This is a genomic window from Microcystis sp. LE19-131.1A (assembly GCF_027532015.1).
GTDB lineage: Bacteria > Cyanobacteriota > Cyanobacteriia > Cyanobacteriales > Microcystaceae > Microcystis > Microcystis ichthyoblabe_A.
This window is the reverse complement of the sequence record NZ_JAPZSS010000063.1, coordinates 17,889-39,086: the sequence shown is the minus strand read 5'-3', so window position 1 is coordinate 39,086 and position 21,198 is coordinate 17,889. Positions and strand designations below refer to the sequence as shown.

Annotated in this window: 18 protein-coding genes and 1 pseudogene; 15 read left to right on the top strand and 4 right to left on the bottom strand. The window is 43.6% G+C overall.

Annotated features, from left to right (window positions below; translation table 11 throughout):
- A partial coding sequence (locus O9323_RS05635) for a Uma2 family endonuclease (protein WP_288124807.1) occupies positions 1 to 620 on the top strand: 620 nt, incomplete at its 5' end.
- Positions 621 to 630: 10 nt separating this feature from the next.
- On the opposite strand, the gene sufR is transcribed toward O9323_RS05635, so the two are convergent.
- Positions 631 to 1,269 (bottom strand): iron-sulfur cluster biosynthesis transcriptional regulator SufR, encoded by a 639-nt coding sequence (sufR, locus tag O9323_RS05630; RefSeq protein WP_002756126.1) that lies wholly within the window; start codon positions 1,267 to 1,269, stop codon positions 631 to 633.
- Positions 1,270 to 1,492: 223 nt separating this feature from the next.
- Between sufR and sufB the strand changes: the two genes are divergently transcribed.
- From sufB to rpsU, 6 genes are all read left to right on the top strand, one after another.
- A complete protein-coding gene (gene sufB, locus O9323_RS05625; protein WP_002747747.1) occupies positions 1,493 to 2,935 on the top strand; it encodes a Fe-S cluster assembly protein SufB in 1,443 nt (480 codons plus the stop codon).
- Positions 2,936 to 3,029: 94 nt separating this feature from the next.
- The gene (sufC, locus tag O9323_RS05620; protein ID WP_002756123.1) at positions 3,030 to 3,800 is read left to right on the top strand and encodes a Fe-S cluster assembly ATPase SufC; all 771 of its coding nucleotides are present in this window, start codon (positions 3,030 to 3,032) and stop codon (positions 3,798 to 3,800) included.
- Between the two features lie 129 nt (positions 3,801 to 3,929).
- The gene (sufD, locus tag O9323_RS05615; RefSeq protein ID WP_288124806.1) at positions 3,930 to 5,255 is read left to right on the top strand and encodes a Fe-S cluster assembly protein SufD; all 1,326 of its coding nucleotides are present in this window, start codon (positions 3,930 to 3,932) and stop codon (positions 5,253 to 5,255) included.
- A 55-nt stretch (positions 5,256 to 5,310) separates the two neighbouring features.
- Positions 5,311 to 6,573: a SufS family cysteine desulfurase gene (locus tag O9323_RS05610; RefSeq protein WP_288124805.1), complete on the top strand. Its 1,263-nt coding sequence runs from the start codon at positions 5,311 to 5,313 to the stop codon at positions 6,571 to 6,573.
- A 34-nt stretch (positions 6,574 to 6,607) separates the two neighbouring features.
- Positions 6,608 to 8,113 carry an RluA family pseudouridine synthase gene (locus tag O9323_RS05605; RefSeq protein ID WP_002756113.1) on the top strand — a complete coding sequence of 502 codons (1,506 nt, stop codon included), beginning with the start codon at positions 6,608 to 6,610 and terminating at the stop codon, positions 8,111 to 8,113.
- A 382-nt stretch (positions 8,114 to 8,495) separates the two neighbouring features.
- Positions 8,496 to 8,678 (top strand): 30S ribosomal protein S21, encoded by a 183-nt coding sequence (rpsU, locus tag O9323_RS05600; RefSeq protein ID WP_002738938.1) that lies wholly within the window; start codon positions 8,496 to 8,498, stop codon positions 8,676 to 8,678.
- A gap of 169 nt (positions 8,679 to 8,847) precedes the next feature.
- Here rpsU and O9323_RS05595 read toward each other — a convergent pair whose 3' ends face one another.
- Both O9323_RS05595 and murD read right to left on the bottom strand, forming a co-directional pair.
- On the bottom strand, positions 8,848 to 11,475 hold the full coding sequence (locus tag O9323_RS05595) for a glycoside hydrolase family 10-like protein (RefSeq protein ID WP_288124803.1): 2,628 nt from the start codon (positions 11,473 to 11,475) through the stop codon (positions 8,848 to 8,850).
- Between the two features lie 156 nt (positions 11,476 to 11,631).
- Positions 11,632 to 12,981, bottom strand: coding sequence for a UDP-N-acetylmuramoyl-L-alanine--D-glutamate ligase (murD, locus tag O9323_RS05590; protein ID WP_002756109.1), 1,350 nt, complete (start codon positions 12,979 to 12,981; stop codon positions 11,632 to 11,634).
- Positions 12,982 to 13,152: 171 nt separating this feature from the next.
- On the opposite strand from murD, the gene O9323_RS05585 reads away from it, so the two are divergent.
- The 5 genes and pseudogenes from O9323_RS05585 (at position 13,153) to O9323_RS05565 (ending at position 16,619) form a co-directional block, all read left to right on the top strand.
- Positions 13,153 to 13,413 (top strand): ribbon-helix-helix domain-containing protein, encoded by a 261-nt coding sequence (locus O9323_RS05585; RefSeq protein ID WP_002739380.1) that lies wholly within the window; start codon positions 13,153 to 13,155, stop codon positions 13,411 to 13,413.
- A gap of 2 nt (positions 13,414 to 13,415) precedes the next feature.
- Positions 13,416 to 13,715: pseudogene (locus tag O9323_RS05580) on the top strand (type II toxin-antitoxin system RelE/ParE family toxin).
- Between the two features lie 203 nt (positions 13,716 to 13,918).
- The gene (locus tag O9323_RS05575; protein ID WP_002756107.1) at positions 13,919 to 15,031 is read left to right on the top strand and encodes a DUF3747 domain-containing protein; all 1,113 of its coding nucleotides are present in this window, start codon (positions 13,919 to 13,921) and stop codon (positions 15,029 to 15,031) included.
- Between the two features lie 139 nt (positions 15,032 to 15,170).
- Positions 15,171 to 16,296, top strand: a protein-coding gene (gene prfB, locus O9323_RS05570) for a peptide chain release factor 2 (RefSeq protein WP_193745196.1) whose coding sequence is annotated in 2 segments (ribosomal slippage) — positions 15,171 to 15,242 and positions 15,244 to 16,296 — 1,125 coding nt in all. Because the reading frame shifts where the segments join, the coding sequence is not laid out codon by codon here.
- Between the two features lie 71 nt (positions 16,297 to 16,367).
- Positions 16,368 to 16,619, top strand: coding sequence for a DUF8653 family protein (locus tag O9323_RS05565; protein WP_002739055.1), 252 nt, complete (start codon positions 16,368 to 16,370; stop codon positions 16,617 to 16,619).
- Positions 16,620 to 16,714: 95 nt separating this feature from the next.
- Here the strand turns inward: O9323_RS05565 and hemH are convergent, their stop codons facing one another.
- Positions 16,715 to 17,878, bottom strand: a complete 1,164-nt coding sequence (gene hemH, locus O9323_RS05560) for a ferrochelatase (RefSeq protein ID WP_288124802.1) — start codon at positions 17,876 to 17,878, stop codon at positions 16,715 to 16,717.
- A 119-nt stretch (positions 17,879 to 17,997) separates the two neighbouring features.
- On the opposite strand from hemH, the gene O9323_RS05555 reads away from it, so the two are divergent.
- From O9323_RS05555 to O9323_RS05545, 3 genes are all read left to right on the top strand, one after another.
- The gene (locus O9323_RS05555) at positions 17,998 to 18,621 is read left to right on the top strand and encodes a class I SAM-dependent methyltransferase (RefSeq protein ID WP_149108106.1); all 624 of its coding nucleotides are present in this window, start codon (positions 17,998 to 18,000) and stop codon (positions 18,619 to 18,621) included.
- Between the two features lie 116 nt (positions 18,622 to 18,737).
- A complete protein-coding gene (locus O9323_RS05550) occupies positions 18,738 to 19,292 on the top strand; it encodes a YqeG family HAD IIIA-type phosphatase (protein WP_002756104.1) in 555 nt (184 codons plus the stop codon).
- Positions 19,293 to 20,170: 878 nt separating this feature from the next.
- A complete protein-coding gene (locus tag O9323_RS05545; protein WP_002747787.1) occupies positions 20,171 to 21,166 on the top strand; it encodes a LysR family transcriptional regulator in 996 nt (331 codons plus the stop codon).
- Positions 21,167 to 21,198: the final 32 nt, after the last annotated feature.

Sequence of the window (21,198 nt, the reverse complement as noted above, 5' to 3'; positions counted from 1 at the left end):
CCTTGGAAAGTAACCTACATCTACAACAAATTATTTTATTAATTCAGTGTTTAGAATGGTGGTGGCGCGAGCGAGAAGATTATTTTGCCGCCGGCAATTTAACCATTTATTACAGTCCCAACCAGAAAAAGTCAGAATTCTGCCGTGGTCCCGATTTTTTCGTGGTTTTGGGGACAAATCCCAATCCCAACCGCAGAAGTTGGGTAATTTGGCGAGAAGAGGGCAAATATCCCAATTTAATTATCGAAATTCTCTCCGATAGTACCGCCAAAGTTGACCGAGAGGAGAAAAAACAAATTTATCAGGATATATTTCGCACTCCCGATTATTTTTGGTTTGACCCAGAAAGCCGAGAATTTGAAGGATTTACTCTAATTAGCGGTCAATATCAACCGATTACCCCCAATGCTCAGGGACGGCTCTGGAGTCAACAATTAGGCTTATATTTGGGTTTATCTGCCAATAAATTGCGCTATTTTACCCCCGAAGGGGAATTAGTACCCACTCCCGCAGAAGCGGCACAACAGGCAGAAAACCAAGTTGAACAGGAAAGGCAGAAATCCGCAAAATTAGCGGCTAAACTGCGGGAATTGGGCATAAATCCCGATGAAAATCTCTAATCTTTTTCTGTCATCTCTTGCACTTAATTAGATAACCACATCGTTGCTCACCTTGATTGATCCAGTGAGTCCGTTCGATCGTACAATCGGGAAGCAGCATGGCAAACATTTCTAATTCATGGCCACAGATACTGGGATAGGAACCGGCGACCTCAGCAATAGCGCAATGATGCTCGGCCAGGATATAACTATTTTCTGCTTCCAGTGCCACTAATTCTGCCATATAACCCTCCTCTTGGCGAATTTCCAGCAATTTTCTCATTCTTTCCCCTAAAGAACCCTTGCCGAGGCGCAATTGATATTCTGCCGCTTTGCGTTGCCACTGTTTTTTGAGAATTTCCCCCACCTGTTGCTCTCCCACCGTCTCCACGAGAGTATTGAGGAAAGAAACAGCGAAATTATCGTAATTATGGGGAAAACGGCCACGACCTTGACGACTGAGACGATAAATGTGCTGGGGCCGTCCTATCTTATTTTGTACCGCAAAATATTCGATCAGTCCTTCCCCCTCCAAATCCTTAAGATGGCGGCGCGTCGCTTGCGGACTAATGCTTAACTCCTCGGCCAAGTCTTGGGCGGTAGATTGACCGTTTTTGAGCAAATATTGTAGAATATCGTCTTTCGTCGAGGCGGGTTGAGTCGTGGTCATGATACCAAAAACAGAGGCTTTAGCGTACAATTGCTGAGGGTCAAGGAGCGGCCAATTACCCCTACAGAGTAACTTGAATAACAGAGGTTTATCAGCATCCTCTCAAATTTTCCGTGACTTTGACAACAGCTTTGTTGTTAATCTATTATATAATCAATTTAAACAACAGGAAAGTTGTTTAACTGCCTCCCCTGCCTACCGCGTAGAGAGAACACTAACCCCCATGAGTGCAACCACCGTTAAAAACCTCGTTAACCAACCCTACAAGTACGGTTTCATCACCGATATCGAATCGGAAACCATCCCTCGCGGTTTGAATGAGGAGATTATTCGCCTAATTTCGGCGAAAAAGAAGGAACCGGAATTCATGCTCGATTTTCGTCTCCGGGCCTACCATCAATGGCAAAAGATGACCGAACCCAGTTGGCCGCACGTTTCCTATCCTGCCATTGATTATCAAAATATTATCTACTACTCTGCACCCAAACAGAAAAAAGCAAAACTCAACAGTCTTGAAGAAGTTGACCCCACTTTAATCGAAACCTTTGAAAAATTAGGCATTCCTCTTTCGGAACAAAAACGCCTTTCTAACGTCGCCGTCGATGCTATCTTTGATAGCGTTTCTATCGCCACAACTTTTAAAGAAAAACTAGCAGAACAAGGGGTTATTTTCTGTTCTATCTCGGAAGCTTTACAGGAACATCCCGACTTAGTGCAGAAATATCTCGGCAGTGTGGTTCCCGTGGGTGATAATTATTTTGCCGCTCTTAATTCTGCCGTTTTTAGCGATGGTTCCTTTGTTTTTATCCCCAAAGGTGTCGTCTGTCCGATGGAATTGTCCACCTATTTTCGGATTAATAACGGTGAGACAGGACAATTTGAAAGAACTTTAATTGTCGCTGAAGAAGGGGCATCGGTAAGTTATTTAGAGGGTTGCACCGCTCCGATGTACGATAGTAATCAACTTCATGCCGCCGTCGTGGAATTAGTCGCCCTCGATAATGCGGATATTAAATATTCGACCGTACAAAATTGGTACGCTGGCGATGCCAATGGGAAGGGAGGTATTTACAATTTCGTCACTAAACGGGGTCTGTGTAAAGGAGTTAATTCTAAGATTTCTTGGACGCAGGTGGAAACTGGTTCGGCAATTACTTGGAAGTATCCCAGTTGTGTCTTAGTCGGCGATAATTCCGTCGGGGAATTCTACTCAATTGCCCTAACTAATAACAAACAACAGGCCGATACAGGTACGAAAATGATTCACATTGGCCGCAACACCAAAAGTACGATTATTTCTAAGGGGATTTCTGCGGGTAACTCCCAAAATAGCTATCGCGGGTTAGTGAAAATGGGGCCGAAAGCCAAGGGAGCAAGAAATTACTCCCAGTGTGATTCTATGCTGATTGGAGATAATGCCGAAGCTAACACTTTTCCCTATATTCAGGTGGATAACAACAGTGCTAAAGTAGAACACGAAGCTTCTACTTCTAAAATCGGTGAAGACCAATTATTCTACTTCGCACAACGGGGTATTTCCGAAGAAGATGCTGTCTCTATGTTAGTCAGTGGTTTCTGTAAGGATGTCCTCAGTAAATTACCGATGGAATTCGCCGCCGAAGCTGATAAACTCCTCAGTCTCAAGCTCGAAGGAACCGTCGGATAACAGTTATCAGTTATCAGTTATCAGTTATCAGTTATCAGTGTTCGCTGAAATATAATTAGTTTCTAGAAATATTTGCAGTTGCCAACAAAAAAACATGAGTGAAGTAATTTTATCGGTAAAAAATCTAACCGCTAGTATTGATGGAAATCAGATTCTTAAAGGAGTTAACCTCGAAATTAAAGCAGGGGAAACCCACGCAATTATGGGGCGCAATGGCTCAGGAAAAAGCACCTTTTCCAAAGTAATTGCCGGACATCCCGATTATGAAGTAACTGGGGGAGAAATAATTTATAAAGGTGAAAACCTTTTAGACAAAGAACCCGATGAACGAGCGCTTATGGGTATCTTTCTCGCATTCCAATATCCCCTAGAAATCCCCGGCGTTAGTAACCTTGATTTTCTTCGCGTTGCCTATAATGCCCGACAAAAATATTTAGGTTCGGAAGAATTAGATAGTTTTGACTTTGAGGAATTAGTCGAGAAAAAACTAGAAGTTGTCCAGATGAATCCTAGCTTTCTTGGCAGAAGTTTAAACGAAGGTTTCTCCGGTGGTGAGAAAAAACGTAATGAAATCCTCCAAATGGCCTTATTAGAACCTACTTTAGGAATTCTCGATGAAATTGACTCCGGTTTAGACATCGATGCTTTGCGGATTGTTGCCCAGGGAGTCAATCAATTAGCTACTCCCGATAACGCTTTTTTACTTATCACTCACTATCAGCGTCTGCTCAACTACATTGAACCCGATGTTATTCATGTTATGTACGATGGGCGCATTGTCACCAGTGGCGGTAAAGAATTAGCCCTCGAATTAGAAAGAACCGGCTACGATTTCCTCGACGAACAATTATTAGCCGTTAAATAATCTAGCTATCAGTTATCAGTTATCAGTTATCAGGAGATTGCTTTTATTTATTCTCCCCACACCCCACACCCCACACCCCACACCCCACACCCTACACCCCAACCCCCAACCCTCCAACCCCTCCTACCAATGACAGCCATAATCACGAAACCTGAACAATCAGGAGAATTATTGTTAAAATTGTCGCGAGAAACGGTTCCCACTATCGATAACGGTAAAATTCTCGAATTAAGAGAATCGGGAGCCAGTAAAGCTCAAGAATTAGCCATCCCTGGCAGAAAAGACGAAGAATGGCAATTCACCGATTTAAGTCAACTCTGGGCGATCGATTTTCGCGCTCCCCAAACCGTTACAATCGATAAAAATGCTCTGGCTGTTTTTTTACTGCCCGAAGCCAAAAACATCTGTATAGTCTTCGTTAACGGCATTTATCAGCCTGAATTGTCCGATATCTCCGCTTTACCCCCCGGTGTCAGCGTCAGCAATCTCGCCAATGCACAAAAAGATGTTCTTGTCAACTATCTAGGGAAAGAAAAAAACCCCGAATTTTTTACCGCACTCAACCAAGCTGGACTAAGCGATGGGGCAGTAATTCACGTCACCGCTAACACCGTTGTCACAACCCCGATACATCTCCTATTTATCACCGTTGTGGAGGAAATTCCCCGCTTTTATCAGCCCCATAGCCTCATCGTGGCGGAAACGGGAGCCAGTGTCAATATTATCGAGAATTACGGAGCTTTAGCCGAACATTGCTCCGATTTACCTGTAAATTACTCTTATTTTACCAACGCTGTCACGGAAATTTACCTCGAGGCCAACGCCGAGGTCATCCATACCAGAGTACAACGGGAATCGGGAGATGGTTTTCACATCGGACGCACGATAATTGAACAAGAGCGCGATAGCCGTTACACTCTCAACGAGATAAATCTAGGAGCTAAACTCTGCCGTCATAACCTCGATATCCTGCAAAAAGGGGAACAAACTGAGACAAATCTGCACGGATTAGCCATGATTACCGGACAACAAACCGCCGATACCCACAGCGCCATCTATCTCAACCATCCCCACGGCATCGCCAACCAACTGCATAAATGTATCGTTGATGGTAGCGCTCACGCCATCTTTAATGGTAAAGTGTTTGTTCCCAAACCCGCCCAATTAACCAACGCCTCCCAGTTAAATCGGAATTTGTTAATTTCTAACAAGGCACGAGTCAACACCAAACCGGAATTACAAATTACCGCCGATAACGTCAAATGTTCCCACGGGGCAACCGTTAGCCAACTGGAAGCCGATGATTTATTCTATCTGCAAAGCCGGGGCTTAAGTGCCGACACTGCCCGCAGTTTGTTAATTGATGCTTTCTCGGCCGAGATTTTAGCTAAAATTCCTCTAGAATCCCTCCGCCAAAGATTGGGGCAATGTGTCGCCTGTCGCAGTGTGGAATAACTCTGCCGGGGTGGGTGTCAACCTGCCCAAAGTACCCCTCTGACTCCTGACTAAAATGACAATTATCCAAGAAAAAACCCTCGCCCAAAAAGTCCGCGCCGATTTCCCTATCCTCCATCAAACCGTACACGATAAACCTCTTATCTATCTCGATAGTGCCGCCACTTCCCAAAAACCCATTCAAGTATTAGAAACCCTGCGAAACTATTACGAAAAAGATAACGCTAATGTGCATCGGGGGGCGCATACTTTAAGTGTCCGGGCAACGGAAGCCTACGAAGGGGCCAGAGATAAGGTGGCTAGGTTTATTAATGCCGCTTCTCGTCAGGAAATTGTCTATACTCGCAACGCCACGGAAGCGATTAATTTAGTCGCCTACAGTTGGGCATTAAATACCCTGAAAGCAGGGGATGAAATTATTCTCTCGGTGATGGAACACCACAGTAATTTAATCCCCTGGCAAATTGTCTGCCAAAAGACGGGGGCGGTGATTAAATATGTGCCATTAACCAGCGACGAAAGCTTTGATTTAGAACAATATAAATCCTTGTTATCTGAGAAAACTAAATTAGTGGCTGTCCTCCATGTTTCTAATACATTAGGCTGTATTAATCCCGTTGCCGAAATAGTCAGCCTTGCCCATCAAGTCGGGGCAAAAGTATTAATTGATGCCTGTCAAAGTGTCCCCCATTTAGCCATTGATGTGCAGGCCATAGATTGTGATTGGTTGGTGGCTAGTGGTCATAAAATGTGCGCCCCCACCGGTATTGGATTTTTGTACGGCAAAGAGGCGATTTTAGAGGCAATGCCGCCCTTTTTTGGTGGTGGCGAAATGATTGCGGAAGTCTATTTAGACCATTTTACCTGTGCCGAACTGCCCCACAAATTTGAAGCGGGAACCCCCGCTATTGGCGAAGCGATTGCCCTCGGTGCTGCGGTAGAATATTTAATGGGTTTAGGGATGGATAATATTCATGCCTACGAAGAAGAGTTAACCGCCTATTTGTTCAAAAAATTAGGAGAAATTGAGGGTTTAAGAATTTACGGGCCGCCACCTAGTTTAACGGGCCAGGGTCGGGCTAGTTTAGCCGCCTTTAATGTGGAAGGGATTCATGCTAGTGATTTAGCTACTTTATTAGACCACGAAGGAATCGCTATTCGTTCCGGTCATCACTGTACCCAACCTCTACACCGCCTTTTTGATGCTTCCGGCAGCGCGCGGGCAAGTCTATATTTTTATAATACCCGCGAAGAAATCGATCGCTTTATTGTCGCTTTACAGGAAACTATCGATTTCTTTGCCAACTGTTTTTCTTAGGGGTATCTCTGGCCCCTTTTCCTGTTCTTAAAGAGTGAAGGAAGTTACTTATTATTATCAAGGAATTTGTCCTGAAACGGGCGAGTTATTGCGCTTGCCCCGCACTCTTTTGGCTGAAAAAATTGCCCGAGATTTGATGACAACTATCACCAATCCTGAAGGCAAAATGTATGGCATTTTGTTAGGAGAAAATGCCGCTGGCGAAATAGAAATTTTAAAAGCTTTTTCTGGACAGGGAGAAGCTGCTGGCTGGGTTCCATCTCTAGTGGGGAGAGAAAAAATTGTGCTGGAAGAAAAGCGAGTTTTGCAACTTTTAGAAACAATTAAACAGGAAATTATTACCCTACAATCAATTCCCGAACATAATTTATATCGACTCAATCAAGCAAATTTTGAGCGTAAAATACAAGCTTTACAGCAACAACATCAAAACCATAAACAGGAACGAGATAGGTTAAGAAATTTAGGAGATTTAAACCCAGAAGAATTAGAAAAATTAAATAATATCAGTCGTCAGGAAAAAAGAGCAAGAAAGCAATTAAAACAGGAACAAAAACAAGTTTTAGAACCACTAATTGAGAAAATAAACTTAGCCAATCAGAGAATTATTGAACTTAAGCAACAGCGTAGAAACCTCTCCAAACAGTTACAGGAATTGCTGTATCAATCCTACTGTTTAAATAATTTTTCTGGACAATCTCTCTCCTTAGCTAAATTGATGGGCAGTAATTTGTTACCGACAGGAACAGGGGAATGTTGCGCCCCAAAATTATTAAATTATGCCGCTATGAAAGGATTAAAACCTGTCGCCATGGCCGAATTTTGGTGGGGAGAATCGAATCGAGATAGAAAACAGGGAGAATTTTATGGTGCTTGTCAAGAAAGATGTCAACCTCTCATGGGTTTTTTACTCTCTGGTTTACGTTCATCTCTAGAAATTATCTACGAAGACGAGGGAATAATTGCTATTAATAAACCCCCAGGATTATTATCGGTAGCAGGACGTTATCAAGATAGTCAAGATGCTGTGGTTAATCGGTTTCGTCGTCAGGGAAAAAATGTCATTCCAGTTCATCGTTTAGACCGGGAAACTTCGGGATTATTATTACTAGCTAAAAGTTTAGATATTTATCGTTGTTTATCCCAACAATTTCAACGGCGAGAAGTGGAGAAAATCTACGAAGCTATATTGTCAGAAATTGTTGAGCAAGAATCGGGTATAATTGACCTACCTCTCTGGGGAAATCCGCAAAATCGACCCTATCAAACTGTGGACTGGCAAAGGGGAAAACCTAGTCAAACCTATTTTAAAGTTATCGGTAAAGAAGGCAATTATTCTCGCCTCGAATTTATTCCCTACACGGGAAGAACCCATCAAATTCGTGTTCATAGTCAAGCGGGATTAGGGATAGGAATTTTAGGCGATCGCTTGTATAATGGTAAGCAGTCCGACCGTTTGTACCTACACGCTAAACAATTATCTTTTCGTCATCCTCAGACCGAAAATAAACTTGATCTGATCATTCCCACTCCCTTTTGAGAGCTATAAAATCTCAACTTCTTGCGGAGCCAAAAATTTGCTGGCTCTCTTCGGTTTGGTGGGTAAAATGTATTCTAAGATGCAGTTATCCTGGCGAGCGAGTCGAACAAACCACAAAGACACAAAGGACACAAAGATCGCTCTCTCCTATATAAGTTAAACTGATCACACAAAGAATAAGAGAGCCATTTGCTGGCATTGACAATTATGAACTTGCTTTAGGCTATCATCAGGTGGCTGAATAAGACTTTTGCAGGATATCTCTTAAGATGCCTTCGCCCTAATTAAAGGCGGCCTTGATCGCTTTTTACGCTAGATTGTGCTATAATGAGAAGTTGGCATTTTTTAGGCAGAGAGCAGTTACAGGAGGTGAATTAGGTTAATGACCCAAGTGGTAGTTGGTCAGAACGAGGCGATCGAATCAGCCCTACGTCGTTTTAAGCGACAGGTAGCGAAAGCGGGAATTTATGCGGATATCAAAAAGCATCAATTTTTTGAAACCCCTCAAGAAAAGAGAAAGCGTAAAGCAGTAGCCCGAAGACGACAAAGAACCCGTCGTCGTTAAAATTCCGCCAGTCAGAAGCTGAACAAAGGCTTCTGGCTGTCTTTTATTTTCATCGGGTTTTGGGGGTTGGGAAACAGATTAGGGAGCAGGGGAGTAGGGATAAAACAACTGATGGCTGTCTCTTGCCAGAGTGCCTATCTCTACTGGGAAATTAATTCTGCACGACTACTTAAAACTCAACCCTTTGACCATAACTTAGGAGACTTTGTAGGGTTGCGAGGCGATTTTCCCAGACTTGTATTTGATAGGCAGATAAATCTTTTTGTCTGGACATCACAGATTTAAATTGATAGCTAAATCGCTTTAGAGCATTTTGAGTTAAAGTCAAATTGCGAGGGCTGGGATTATTAGCTAATTGCTCTAATAGATTAGCCATTTCGTCCACTTCTTGCCCCCAAGTTTTTAAGGTTCGCTCCTCCATTGCCCATAAATTATTAACTATTAAAAAACTCCACTCTTGACGCAGAGAATTAAACCGCGCTGCTGCCGTTTTAAAGGGTTGACGGTGGGGTAAAGGTTCAGCTTTTTTCGTAATTATCGATCCCTGAATGCGATTAAGAATTGTTTGCAGGTTGGGATTGAGATTTTCTGTGGCAAAAAGAGCGAATCCCGAAGTGGGAAGATTGCGAATAAATTGTAGTTGATCGATGGTGACTTGATCGGGTACTTTTAACAGACGGATACCGGGTATAATCAGAGCATTTCCTGCAATTTGGCGATCAAATAAAGACTGGGTTTTATCTTCTAAAGTCCCTGTATCGAGAGCATAAGTCATTAAAAATATTATATCTATCCATTGATTTTGTCCCCATTCTTCCCAGTTTTGCTGAATACGATATAACCGTTCTTTTTGTTCTAGGGGAAACACCGCCGCCGACATTTTTAATTGGGGACGAATCTGTTTTAAACGAGTAGAAACCTGGGAGACAAAAGTATCAACCTGACGGATTTTAAAGCTAGTCCATTGTTCCCATAAAGCACCCCGGGGATTTAAAGTAATGGGATCAACTCCTGTCATTTGTTTAAATAACCAACGGCTGGATTTACCATAACCATAGGTTTGATTAGAATCTTGACTCTGGAAAGGATAACGAATATAATCTAACTGCAAGCCATCCACATCGTAATTCTTGACAATTTCCTCGTAAAGAGATAAAAGATAGTTCTGTACTTCGGGATTAGCAGGATCAAAAAAGGCCTTTTTCGTGCCTTGACTGTAATCAAAAGAACCACCACTTTTATTAGTTGCACCCCAATCGGAATTACGCGATAAAACTGGACCGAGATAATTTAATGGTTGCTCTAATACTTTATTATGAGCTTGATTAGCCGCCGCAAAAACCCACACCCAGGCGTGGATTTCCATATTGCGTTCATGGGCTAATTTAACGGCAACTTTGAGGGGATCCCAACCTCTAGTTAAAGGGTTTTGTTCGGGGGCAACTTGACTGGGATAAATAGTATAACTAGCATTAACTGTCTCGAAAAAGACCACATTAATACCCGCTGCCGCCATGCGATCGAATACTTTAGCTAAATCCTCCTCGTTTTTAGCTTGTACGATCGTGCCTCGATCTAACCACATTGCTCGTATTTCTGGTTGGGCAAATTGTCGATTAGTGGGATAATTATCCCAAAGATTTCGCCGCGCTTGTAACCAATATTCCCGCGCTTGGGTATAGTCCCCCTGAGCGATTAAATTCTGAAAATTATTTAAGGTTCCTTGGGCATTTTCTAGGGCTAAACGGAATCGTCTCGCCCCATCCGAGGTGGGGGAATTTTTTGCCCGATTATGAAATGCTTGCGCTAGGGATTTATCGGTAGTTAAAGTGTTATTATTACTGGCTTCTAAAGCTAAGAGAGTCGCCCCATAACGCCCGATTAATCCCTGCAATTCTGCCGTCATCTGGCTAATTTGTTGAGAAGTTAGGCTCGCTCTGGGGGGAATTGCCTCGGTATTCGGACTTAATCTCGCTGTTTCACTGGGGGGATTTTCTGCAATCTGGGGTAGAGGGCGACGGGGTGCAGTCGCTGTTGGGGTATTATTAATATTATTAACTATTGTTGATTGCCCTTGACAATAGGGCGCAATTGTGCTAGGAGAAGAACTGCGATTAATGCCGTAGCGTTGCAGAGCGGTTTCTAGCCAAGCGCTATCGAGGGCGAGATTAGCCACGGCATCGCTGCCCCAGCGCCAACCGAGAAAGATCGAGTTATTATTGAGGACAACGGCAGGGGGATTATTGCGTGCCCCCCAGACGGCAACGGTTTGGCTATTAATTCCCGTGGGGATAACCACACCACCGAGGAGACTGCTGGCTAAAGGTTTTTGGTTTTTCAGTTCACCTAAATTAGTCGGCCGCAGGGTGTAAGCTTGAGGGTGGGGATAGGCCCAGTAAGCCCCGAATAGCGATCGCAGTTGATTCCGCACAGCAGGTTCCGAAAGATTTCCCGCCGGACCGGTGACAATAATTTTACCACCGCGATTCAGCCAACGACTCAAGACATCAGCTTGTAAACCGGAAATAGTCTCAACGTTGGGGATGATTAAAACCTTAATTTTATTTAAATCCGCGTCGCTTTGCCACTGATTACTCTGGAGAATACAGTAATTAACCCCGACATTTTGCAAACGATTGGTTATATCTGTCCATTGATTGGCATTTTCCTGACTTTTTAACACTGCCACCGGTGTCGCTAAAACTGGGATTGGTAGCAAGACACCCACACAGGACAAAAGACAGACAATTAGGGGCTTGTTAAAAAGATGATCACGACGGAAGGACGATCCCAGCACGTTTTTTTCTCTTAATTTTTTTGGTTAACTCCTCCTGATCTTACCCAACTTAGCCAAAAAATAGTATCTTTGGCAACAAAAATTACGTCTTAGCCGTCCGCAACGGGGTTTTAGGGTTTTAGTTGAGTTTCCCCACTTCCCCATTCCCCCATCTCCCTACAACTGTAAGGACAATTGCCGAAAGTGATCGCCGCGATGTTCAAAACTTTGGTATTGGTCAAAACTAGCGCAAGCTGGGGATAATAACACCACTTTAGCCTCTTTTGCCAGTCCTAATTCAGCCGCACGTTGAACTGCCCTGTCCATCGTCTCTACACATTCATAATCTTGATAACCTGCTGACTGTAAACGACGGGCAAAATCGGCGGCAGCGTCACCAATCAGCAGCACAGTGGCGACTTTTGCCTTAATTTCAGCGATCCAAGCCCGATCATCCCCTGCTTTCGCTTCTCCTCCCGCGATTAAAATCGCTGGACTAGGGACTGATTGTAAACCCACGGCGGCGGCATCGTAGTTAGTTGCTTTACTATCATTAATAAAGTCTAGTCCTTTATGAGTACAAATGTACTCCAAGCGATGGGCAACCCCGGGGAAAGTGGCGATCGCTTCGGTAATGGCTTTTTTCTCGATTCCTGCCAATCTAGCGGCGGCCACAGCCATAAGCAAATTCTGCTGATTGTGACTACCCACCATTTTCAGGAGATTAACCGGGGCAATTAACTCCCCAAAAGCCACGATCCAGTTATCTTGCAGATAAACACCACGACTAGGATCGCCCAAAAGCGCCTCTTTGCCTTTCACAGAAGTCCAATAAGCTTGTTGCCATTGACTAACACCGATTTGACGCAGATAGGGATCATCACCGTTGAGGATTTGGCGATCGCTTCTTTGCAGTAAAGAGGCTTTAATCTGATAATAATTTTCTAGGGTTTGATGACGACTGAGGTGATCGGGGGTAAAAGTTGTCCAGATGCCGATTTTCGGCGCTAAATCCCGACTGGACTCGATCTGATAACTACTAATCTCCGCAATAATCCAATCGTATTTATCGGCTTTTAAAGCCAATTCACAGGCAGCATAGCCGATATTACCGCAGGAAGGGGCATTTAACCCCGCTTTTTGAAAAATAGCGGCACAGAGGGCGGTGGTGGTGGTTTTACCGTTAGTTCCCGTAATCCCCAACCAAGGGGAAGATTGCAGATAACGCCAAGCTAATTCTAATTCTCCGATCGTCTCGATGCCTTTTTCTCTGGCAGTAATTAAAATCGGGGCATCCCAAGGCACGCCGGGGCTAACCACGATAAGATTAGGCAAGTCTGAAGCCTCTAGACTGAGATTTTGACCAAGATTGACCATAATTCCTTCTCTTTCCAGATTGGTTTTGGTTGCTTGTAAACTGGGAGAATCAGAGCGATCGCTTAATGTCACCTGCCAACCATCCCGTTTTAAGCATCTTGCCGCTGCTATTCCCGATCTTCCCAATCCAATAATCGCCGCTTTCGCCATCTTGTTGCCACTCTACTCAAGAGTCAATTTTTAGCAATCTCTATCCTACTGTGGATTGTTACCTTATTTCTGCCCCTAGATCAGCGATAATCTTAGTCTATTCTGTCTGCTCCTTGCAGTATAATAAAATGGAATGCTTATAATTTAGTCCTTGAACTAACAAAAATTAGTATGAATATTCAACTAAAACCAAATCAAGAAAAATTTATCGAAGAACAGTTAAAAAGTGGCAGATTTGATAATGTAGAGCAGCTCATAGATACCGCTTTACACTTGCTGTCCAACATCAATGAAGATTATTTAGAATGGCGAGAAGAAACCGGTCATCAAATTGATATTGCTGTAGCTGAATTAGACAATGGGGAAGGATTAGAGGTCGAAACAGTTATCAACAATATTTTAAAAAAATTTCAGAAAGAGCGTCAATCCTAATCATGAATCGTTATATTATTGCCCCATCAGCCAGTCAAGATTTAAACAAGATTGCTGATTATTTTTTAGCGGTAAACGTGGAAGCTGGGGAAAAACTATTGATAAAATTTTCCCAAAAGTGTCAACAATTAGCACAATTTCCCAATTGAGGACGTAGTTACAGTCATATTAGATCGTCCTTGAGAGGGTTGCCTTTAGATGGATATATTATTTTCTATCGAGTTACTGATGACACAGTAGAGATTTTAAGAATAGTTAGCGGTCGTCAAGACTTAGAAGCTTTATTCTCCGAGATAAAATAAATCCCTAGCAAAAATCCAGCAGAATTGAGCAGACTCCAAGACCTTTCAATTGGCCTGATTGCCTTTCCTAGCTGATGGCTGAAGGCTGACGGCCGATGGCTGAATTATAAAACTATTTCCCCTAGGAAAACAAAATTCTCTGACTTGCGTCTAAATCGATAAAATAAATGCAAGTACGATCCCCATAACAAGGCTCCCTATTTATGAATCTAAAATCATCCCTAAAATTTACCCTACTGTTTTCACTTCTGGGGGGTTGTCTCCTGACGACACCCAGTCAAGCAACTCTCTTTGAACAACGAGAAGTTAATCAAGAGGATTTTATCGCTATTGCCCGTCCCTACGGTAACGGTAAATACGATTTGCTGATTTTGCAACAAATTCCCAGAAAACGCCAATGTTGGGCGGTAAATGGCAGAGAACCGACCATTGTTCAGCCTCTCCTCCTCGATTTCGATTTTACCGGCAGTTGTGAACGAGCCACCGACAGTAACGGTTATTCCCTTCGCATTCAGGGCAAAGATTACGGTTTAGAATACCTGCTGCGTATCGTACAACGCAACGGGGAATTAGTCCTCGTGGGAACTCCCCGCAATCCCAGGCAATCGGAGGTAATTATTGGACGGACAAAAGGTTTAGGGACCGGTTTAATCCAAATTTATCTCATCGATGGCTGGCGCTTTACTAAACGCAGTCTAGCCGGTCAAAATCTCAGTCATATCTATCTAACTGCCGATAGTCCCAGTTTCAATCCTCCCCCGGAATTACTCGCGGGTAATAGTTATTCCCCCCCCAGAGAATCCGTCAAAGCAGAAACACCGGTTAATCCTTCCCCTAATCCCGAAGTGCGAGAATATACCTTTACCGCTGCAGAAACAGCAGTAGAGAGCAATCCTCAGCCAGTGGCCACTAATCCAGTACCAGAGCCAAATTTAACCCCACCGTCCCCAGTTACCCCTAATTTACCCCCCCTAACTCCTCCCAATTCCCAGAATACTAATGCAATTGTACCACCACCGCCGCCGCGCAACCTAGGCAATCAGAGAAGTTTATCGGATGTGATTACTTTTAATCGACCGGCTGCTAATCCCAGTAGTGGTAATATGAGCAATAGTGGCCGCCAAGGTTTTAAAGTAGTAATTGAAGCCAAAACCGAGAGCGATCGCAGCAAAGTTCGTTCTCTCTATCCCGACGCTTTCCCCTCTTCCTACAAAGGTCGTTCCGTCTGGCAAATAGGCGCTTTTAGCAGTCGTGATAAGGCTGAAAACGCTTTACAAAGTCTTGCTCCCCTGCGCGGATCGATCGTACCATTTTAGCCGTTAAAAATTGTTAGATGCCCCCCTTATTAAGGGGGGATTAAGGGGGGATCGGCCCCCCGTTTATCAAGGGGGACGGGGGAGATCAAAGGCAAAATCTATCGTCTATTTAATTATAACCACTTACTTAACTGATAACATGGAAATATCGGAACTAAAAAAAGGTATCGAGATAGTAGGATCGCGCCTGGGTAAAACCCAGGACTATCTTTGACTTACCCACTTTAAGGGCTAAAATTAAAGACTTAGAACAGGTGGCAGCCGTCCCCACTTTTTGGGATAATCCCGATACTGCTCAAAAAACCCTGCAAGAACTAAATGAATGTAAATCTTCTTTAGAAACCTATCAGGGTTGGTGTGAACAATTAGAAGATACTAAGGCAATTATCGAGTTATTAGAATTAGAATCCGATCGAGCTTTACTAGAAGAAGCAACGGACAATTTAACTCATTTACAGCATGACCTCGATCGCTGGGAATTGCAACAGCTTTTAAATGGTCCATACGACGCAAAAGGAGCGGTTTTAACGATTAATGCGGGGGCCGGGGGAACCGATGCCCAAGATTGGACAGAAATGCTCCTGAGAATGTATTCTCGCTGGGCCGAGAAACAGGGTTATAAAGTCACTTTAGCAGAAATATCAGAAGGAGATGAAGCGGGAATTAAATCGGTGACAATTGAGATTGCCGGAACTTATGCTTACGGTTATCTAAAAGGAGAAAAAGGCACCCATCGGTTAGTCAGAATTTCCCCTTTTAATGCTAATGGTAAACGTCAAACCAGTTTCGCCGGGGTGGAAGTGATGCCAATTTTGGGCGATGATGCGGTGAGGGTAGAAATTCCCGATAAAGATTTAGAAATTACCACCACTAGATCGGGGGGAAAAGGTGGACAAAATGTTAATAAAGTGGAAACTGCCGTGCGTGTAGTTCATCTTCCCACAGGTATCGCTGTACGTTGTACCCAAGAGCGATCGCAATTACAAAATAAAGAAAAAGCCCTAGCTTTATTAAAGGCGAAATTGTTAATTATTGCTCGGGAACAACAGGCTCAAGCGATCGCTGAAATTCGCGGCGATATGGTGGAGGCCGCTTGGGGCAATCAAATCCGTAACTATGTTTTTCATCCCTATCAATTGGTTAAGGATCTCCGTAGTAATGTGGAAACCACCGATGTTACTGGGGTAATGAATGGGGATTTAGATAGCTTTATTGAAGCCTATTTACGTTTAGGGGGGAACAGTGCGGGTTATACTGATTCCTAAGATGAGAGCAGCTCTATTTTCTTACAAATTCTGTTCTTATGCTATTTGTCCTCTACTAAGAAGAAAAATCAATGGTTATTATCGAGATTACCAATGTGGAAGAAATATTGAGCGCAAAAATTGGCTCTTTCGCTGCTAAAATCGTCCAAGCTCTAGCAGATGATGAGGGGAAAGTGGAAGAGGTTCTCATCAAAGAATTACAGGCTAATTTTCAGGAAAGGGGGATTAAAGCTAATCTGTTTAGCGTCACTGGGTTAGATATGCTCGGCAATGGTAGGCTAGAAGTTAACGTTAATGTTCGTTCTGCTAATATGATGTCCTAAGAGAAGATAAAATCGCCAAAGGTTGGGTTAAATATAGTTAAACCCAACCTTATTTTGGTAGTTACCATCAAAAGCAATGGCAACGAAGCTTGAGGTTATAATAAACCAACAAAATGTAACGGTCCTTGACCGGTAATTAATTCGATAATAATTGCCAGAAAACCGATCATCGCTAATCGACCATTCCACACCTCGGCTGCCGTTGTCATCCCCCATTCCCAACGTTCCTGGGGATACATTTTCATATTCGCTTTCGGATGGGTAATTTGCTCGAAAGTGGTGGGTTTTTCCTCTAGGGATTTGACCACTAACTGGGAGAGAGATTCGATAAACATCGGGTGAGTGTTAAGAGCCGGTACTCGCTGAAAATGTTCAATTCCCGCTTCTTCCGCCACTTCTCGGTACTCTATATCGATTTCTTGCAGGGTTTCGATGTGTTCCGAGACAAAGCTAATCGGCACGACCAATAAATTCTTAATTCCCTGCTCTCCCAACTCTTTTAAAGCATCTTCAGTATAGGGTTTTAGCCATTCCACCGGACCGACGCGACTTTGATAGGCTAAAGTGTACTGATTGGGTCGGTTTAGAGTACGCATGATCGCCCTAGTACATTCTTCAATTTCCCTTTGATAGGGATCTCCCGCTTCCTCCACATAACTTTGGGGGACACCATGGGCGCTAAAAAAGATATGTACTTGGTCAGGATTAGCACACTGCTCTAATTCTCGCGCAATCAGATCGGCCATAGCACTCAGATAAATGGGATGATCGTACCAAGAGGGGATGAGAGTATATTCCGTTAAACGCAGATAGGGATCCTGCTGCCACATTTCCTCCAGCACACGAAAACTGGAACCACTGGTGCTGATGGAAAATTGGGGATAAAGGGGGAGAATAACCAATTTTTTGATATGGTCTCGTTTAATCCGCTCGATCGCTTCCTCGGTGAAGGGATTCCAGTAACGCATCCCAATATAAACGCTCACCTCGCGGCCCATTTCCGCGAGACGTTGTTGCAGTGCCGTGGCCTGTGCTTCCGTAATCTTGAGTAAAGGGGAGCCACCACCAATCTGACGGTAATTTTCCTGGGATTTACTCGCTCTTAGCGTCGATATTAACCAAGCTAACGGTTTTTGTAATCCTTTGATCGGTAAACGGATGATCTCTGGGTCAGAAAAAAGGTTAAATAGAAAAGGACGCACATCCTCTAACCGCTCCGGCCCACCCAAATTTAATAATAAAACGCCAACGCGACCCATAGTGTTAACAGATAATTTTTAAATTTTCAGATTCTTTACCAAGTTTAACAATATATCGGTGGAACCGTTAAAACAAATTACAGGCTACAGAGAACTTAATCAAATTTTGGAGGTTGATCTTGGCTACAATTTTACGTCCCCTCAGTTATCAATATCAATGGCTTTACGATGGTATCTCCCGTCTGGCTGCCCTAGCAGTGGGTGGGGAGACCCGTTTTCGGCAATTGGCTCTAGAAGGCTTAAAAATCGCTAAAAATGACCCTATCCTCGATCTCTGTTGTGGTGCGGGTCAAACCACCCGTTATTTAGTCCCCCTATCCGATCACTGTACCGGTTTAGATGTCTCTCCTGTGGCTCTGGAGCGAGCTAGTTTAGCGGTGCCGCAAGCGCATTATGTGGAGGGATTAGCCGAAAAAATGCCCTTTAATGCCGGAGAATTCGCCTTTGTGCATACTAGCGCCGCTCTCCACGAAATGGAACCAGAGCAGTTAGAGGAAATTCTTAAAGAAGTGTATCGAGTTCTCAGACCGGGGGGAATTTTTGCCCTCGTGGATTTTCATCGACCCACTAACCCGCTTTTTTGGCCTTCTTTAGCCCTATTTTTGCAATTATTTGAAACCGATACCGCTTGGCAGTTTATCGATAGCGACCTGATCCAATCTTTACAGGCGATCGGTTTTCGTGATTGTCAACAAAAATTATACGCTGGTGGCAGTTTACAGGTGATTCAAGCGGCCAAGTGAAGAGATAGGCCAGGCAAGATTTTCAGGGGCAGTCGGTCATTTATACTAAATAAGGCAACGGTTTTTTAATCAAGCTGAGTTCGATCAACTCGCTGCCAGTTATTTTTGAGAAGTTAATGACTAGAGCAAAAATTCTACAACCCGATTTAATTTTAGGGGATACGATTCTCGGTCTCACTCCGGAGATTTTGAGTCAGCATCAGATTAAGGGATTGATTCTCGATGTGGACGATACCCTTGTTCCCCTTCAGGAAACGACGGTTTCTGACGATTTACAGCGTTGGGTCGATTCCTTGCGTCTTTATCTACCGATTTGGTTGGTAAGCAATAATCTCAGTGAAAATCGCATCGGTGCGATCGCTGATAATTTACAACTTCCCTACCTTCTCGGTGCGGTGAAACCCTCTCGACGCAAACTCCGGCAAGCGATGGCAGCCATGGGACTCCCCCCCCAACAAATTGCTATGGTTGGCGATCGCTTGTTTACCGATGTTTTAGCGGGAAATCGTCTGGGAATGTTTACCATTCTGGTGAAACCAATGGTAAATCCCTTGACGGGGGGGGCAGCTTATCCAATCCACGATTTTGAGGTGTGGGTATCACAAATTCTCGGCGTTTCCCTGCATCCGCAGCATTACTTAATAAAACCTGACCAATCCTCACAAAAGTAAATATTAAAAAATACTTAACTATAGAGGTAAATGGCGAAAAGTAGGAAATGCTATAGAGAATTTGAAATGAGGTCAGCCGAGATAAAGACCTTAACGAAAATATGGCACGGGAATTCCCCACCCTGAGCAAGCGCACTGGTGGGGATCCCCCGACCGCCTTGTTTACCTCCGATCAAAGCCTGTACTATAATAGACCTCTTGTAAAAATCAAAAATCTTCCCTTAGGTGAGGAGCCAGTAGTCAGTATTCAGGAGAATTAAGAATGAGAATTAATCAATTAAATGCTCTGTTTAGGGATTTTATGCAATTTTACGCCTATTTTTCTCATTTTTGAACTCTCAAAAATTAATTAGGCAAGAACTCTCATCTCAAAAGCTTAGTCAAGTGATGGGAGCAGTCTGGTGGTGGGATTATCTCAGGTAGCTCTCAACCAGGTTTGACCAAAGCTCAAAAACGAAGAAAAAACAGCCTGGTTAGGAGAATGTTACTCGCAGGTTTTGCAGCCAACGACTATTTAGGCATTGAGAATAAATAAACTTTACAGATAAAACTCCTTCTACCCTTTTGAGAAAAGGTGAAACAGGATTAAGTGTAAAACTTATTTATGCTTACTGCCTAACGATTAAGTAGTATGTAAAAGTCAACCCGATAATTGCTGAGGCAGCCTTTTTCAGTTATCAGTTCACTGATAACTCGCATCTGATAACTGGTAACTGATTACTGATTCAGGGCTGAGGACTAAAATAAGCGATCATCGAACTAGCTGAAGTATTGATCCCCGTGGTGTGGTACTGTCAATTCAGTGTATTTATCTGCACTGACTTAAGATTTGTCGCTGTTGTCATCCCCTTCTCCTGTCGATGTTTTTGAGGCTTTCTATGACCGACATTCCTTTCACCCTAGACCAACTGAGAATTCTCAAAGCGATCGCTGCTGAGGGAAGCTTTAAACGGGCGGCAGATACCCTGTATGTATCCCAGCCGGCGGTCAGTCTTCAGGTACAAAACCTCGAAAAACAGCTAAATGTGCCGTTATTTGACCGAGGCGGTCGGAAAGCTCAATTAACAGAAGCGGGACACCTACTCTTAAACTACGGCGAAAAAATTATCACTCTCTGTCAAGAAACCTGTCGGGCGATCGAAGATCTACAAAATCTGCAAGGGGGAACCCTAATCATCGGTGCTTCCCAAACCACGGGGACTTATCTTCTTCCCCGCATGATCGGACTGTTTCGGCAAAAATACCCAGAAGTATCCGTACAGCTACAAGTTCATTCCACCCGTCGCACCTCTTGGGGTGTTTTTAACGGTCAAGTGGATTTAGCCATTATCGGGGGAGAAGTTCCCGCCGAATTACAAGAAACCCTGCGGATTATCCCCTACGCAGACGATGAACTGGCTTTAGTCCTGCCTATTTTTCATCCTCTGTCTAAGGTAGAAATGATTCAAAAAGAGGATTTATATCGACTAAAATTTATCACCCTCGATTCCCAATCGACGATTCGCAAAGTCATTGATAAGGTCTTAACTCGTTGCGAGATCGATACCAAACGCTTAAAAGTGGAGATGGAACTGAACTCGATCGAGGCGATTAAAAATGCCGTACAATCCGGTTTAGGGGCGGCTTTTGTCTCGGTGACAGCGATCGAAAAAGAACTACAAATGGGCGTGATCCACGCTACCAGAATTAAAGATGTGGAGGTACGTCGCACTTTGTCGGTAATTATTAACCCGAATCGTTATCGCTCAAAAGCGGCCGAAGCTTTTACCCTAGAAATACTACCCCAATTCTCCACCTATCCGGAATATCTGGCTGACGACCACAACTTTGAACCGATTCCTAACTCACAAACCGCCGAAATTATGAGTAAATAAGTCGATCGAGATGGGCAAAATCTTCCTCGGAA

Excerpts from the sequence above, each read along its gene's own strand:
- sufR (WP_002756126.1), bottom strand. The coding sequence starts at position 1,269 with ATGACCACGACTCAACCCGCCTCGACGAAAGACGATATTCTACAATAT.
- sufB (WP_002747747.1), top strand. The coding sequence starts at position 1,493 with ATGAGTGCAACCACCGTTAAAAACCTCGTTAACCAACCCTACAAGTAC.
- sufC (WP_002756123.1), top strand. The coding sequence starts at position 3,030 with ATGAGTGAAGTAATTTTATCGGTAAAAAATCTAACCGCTAGTATTGAT.
- sufD (WP_288124806.1), top strand. The coding sequence starts at position 3,930 with ATGACAGCCATAATCACGAAACCTGAACAATCAGGAGAATTATTGTTA.
- O9323_RS05610 (WP_288124805.1), top strand. The coding sequence starts at position 5,311 with ATGACAATTATCCAAGAAAAAACCCTCGCCCAAAAAGTCCGCGCCGAT.
- rpsU (WP_002738938.1), top strand. The coding sequence starts at position 8,496 with ATGACCCAAGTGGTAGTTGGTCAGAACGAGGCGATCGAATCAGCCCTA.
- murD (WP_002756109.1), bottom strand. The coding sequence starts at position 12,981 with ATGGCGAAAGCGGCGATTATTGGATTGGGAAGATCGGGAATAGCAGCG.
- O9323_RS05585 (WP_002739380.1), top strand. The coding sequence starts at position 13,153 with ATGAATATTCAACTAAAACCAAATCAAGAAAAATTTATCGAAGAACAG.
- O9323_RS05575 (WP_002756107.1), top strand. The coding sequence starts at position 13,919 with ATGAATCTAAAATCATCCCTAAAATTTACCCTACTGTTTTCACTTCTG.
- O9323_RS05565 (WP_002739055.1), top strand. The coding sequence starts at position 16,368 with ATGGTTATTATCGAGATTACCAATGTGGAAGAAATATTGAGCGCAAAA.
- hemH (WP_288124802.1), bottom strand. The coding sequence starts at position 17,878 with ATGGGTCGCGTTGGCGTTTTATTATTAAATTTGGGTGGGCCGGAGCGG.
- O9323_RS05550 (WP_002756104.1), top strand. The coding sequence starts at position 18,738 with ATGACTAGAGCAAAAATTCTACAACCCGATTTAATTTTAGGGGATACG.
- O9323_RS05545 (WP_002747787.1), top strand. The coding sequence starts at position 20,171 with ATGACCGACATTCCTTTCACCCTAGACCAACTGAGAATTCTCAAAGCG.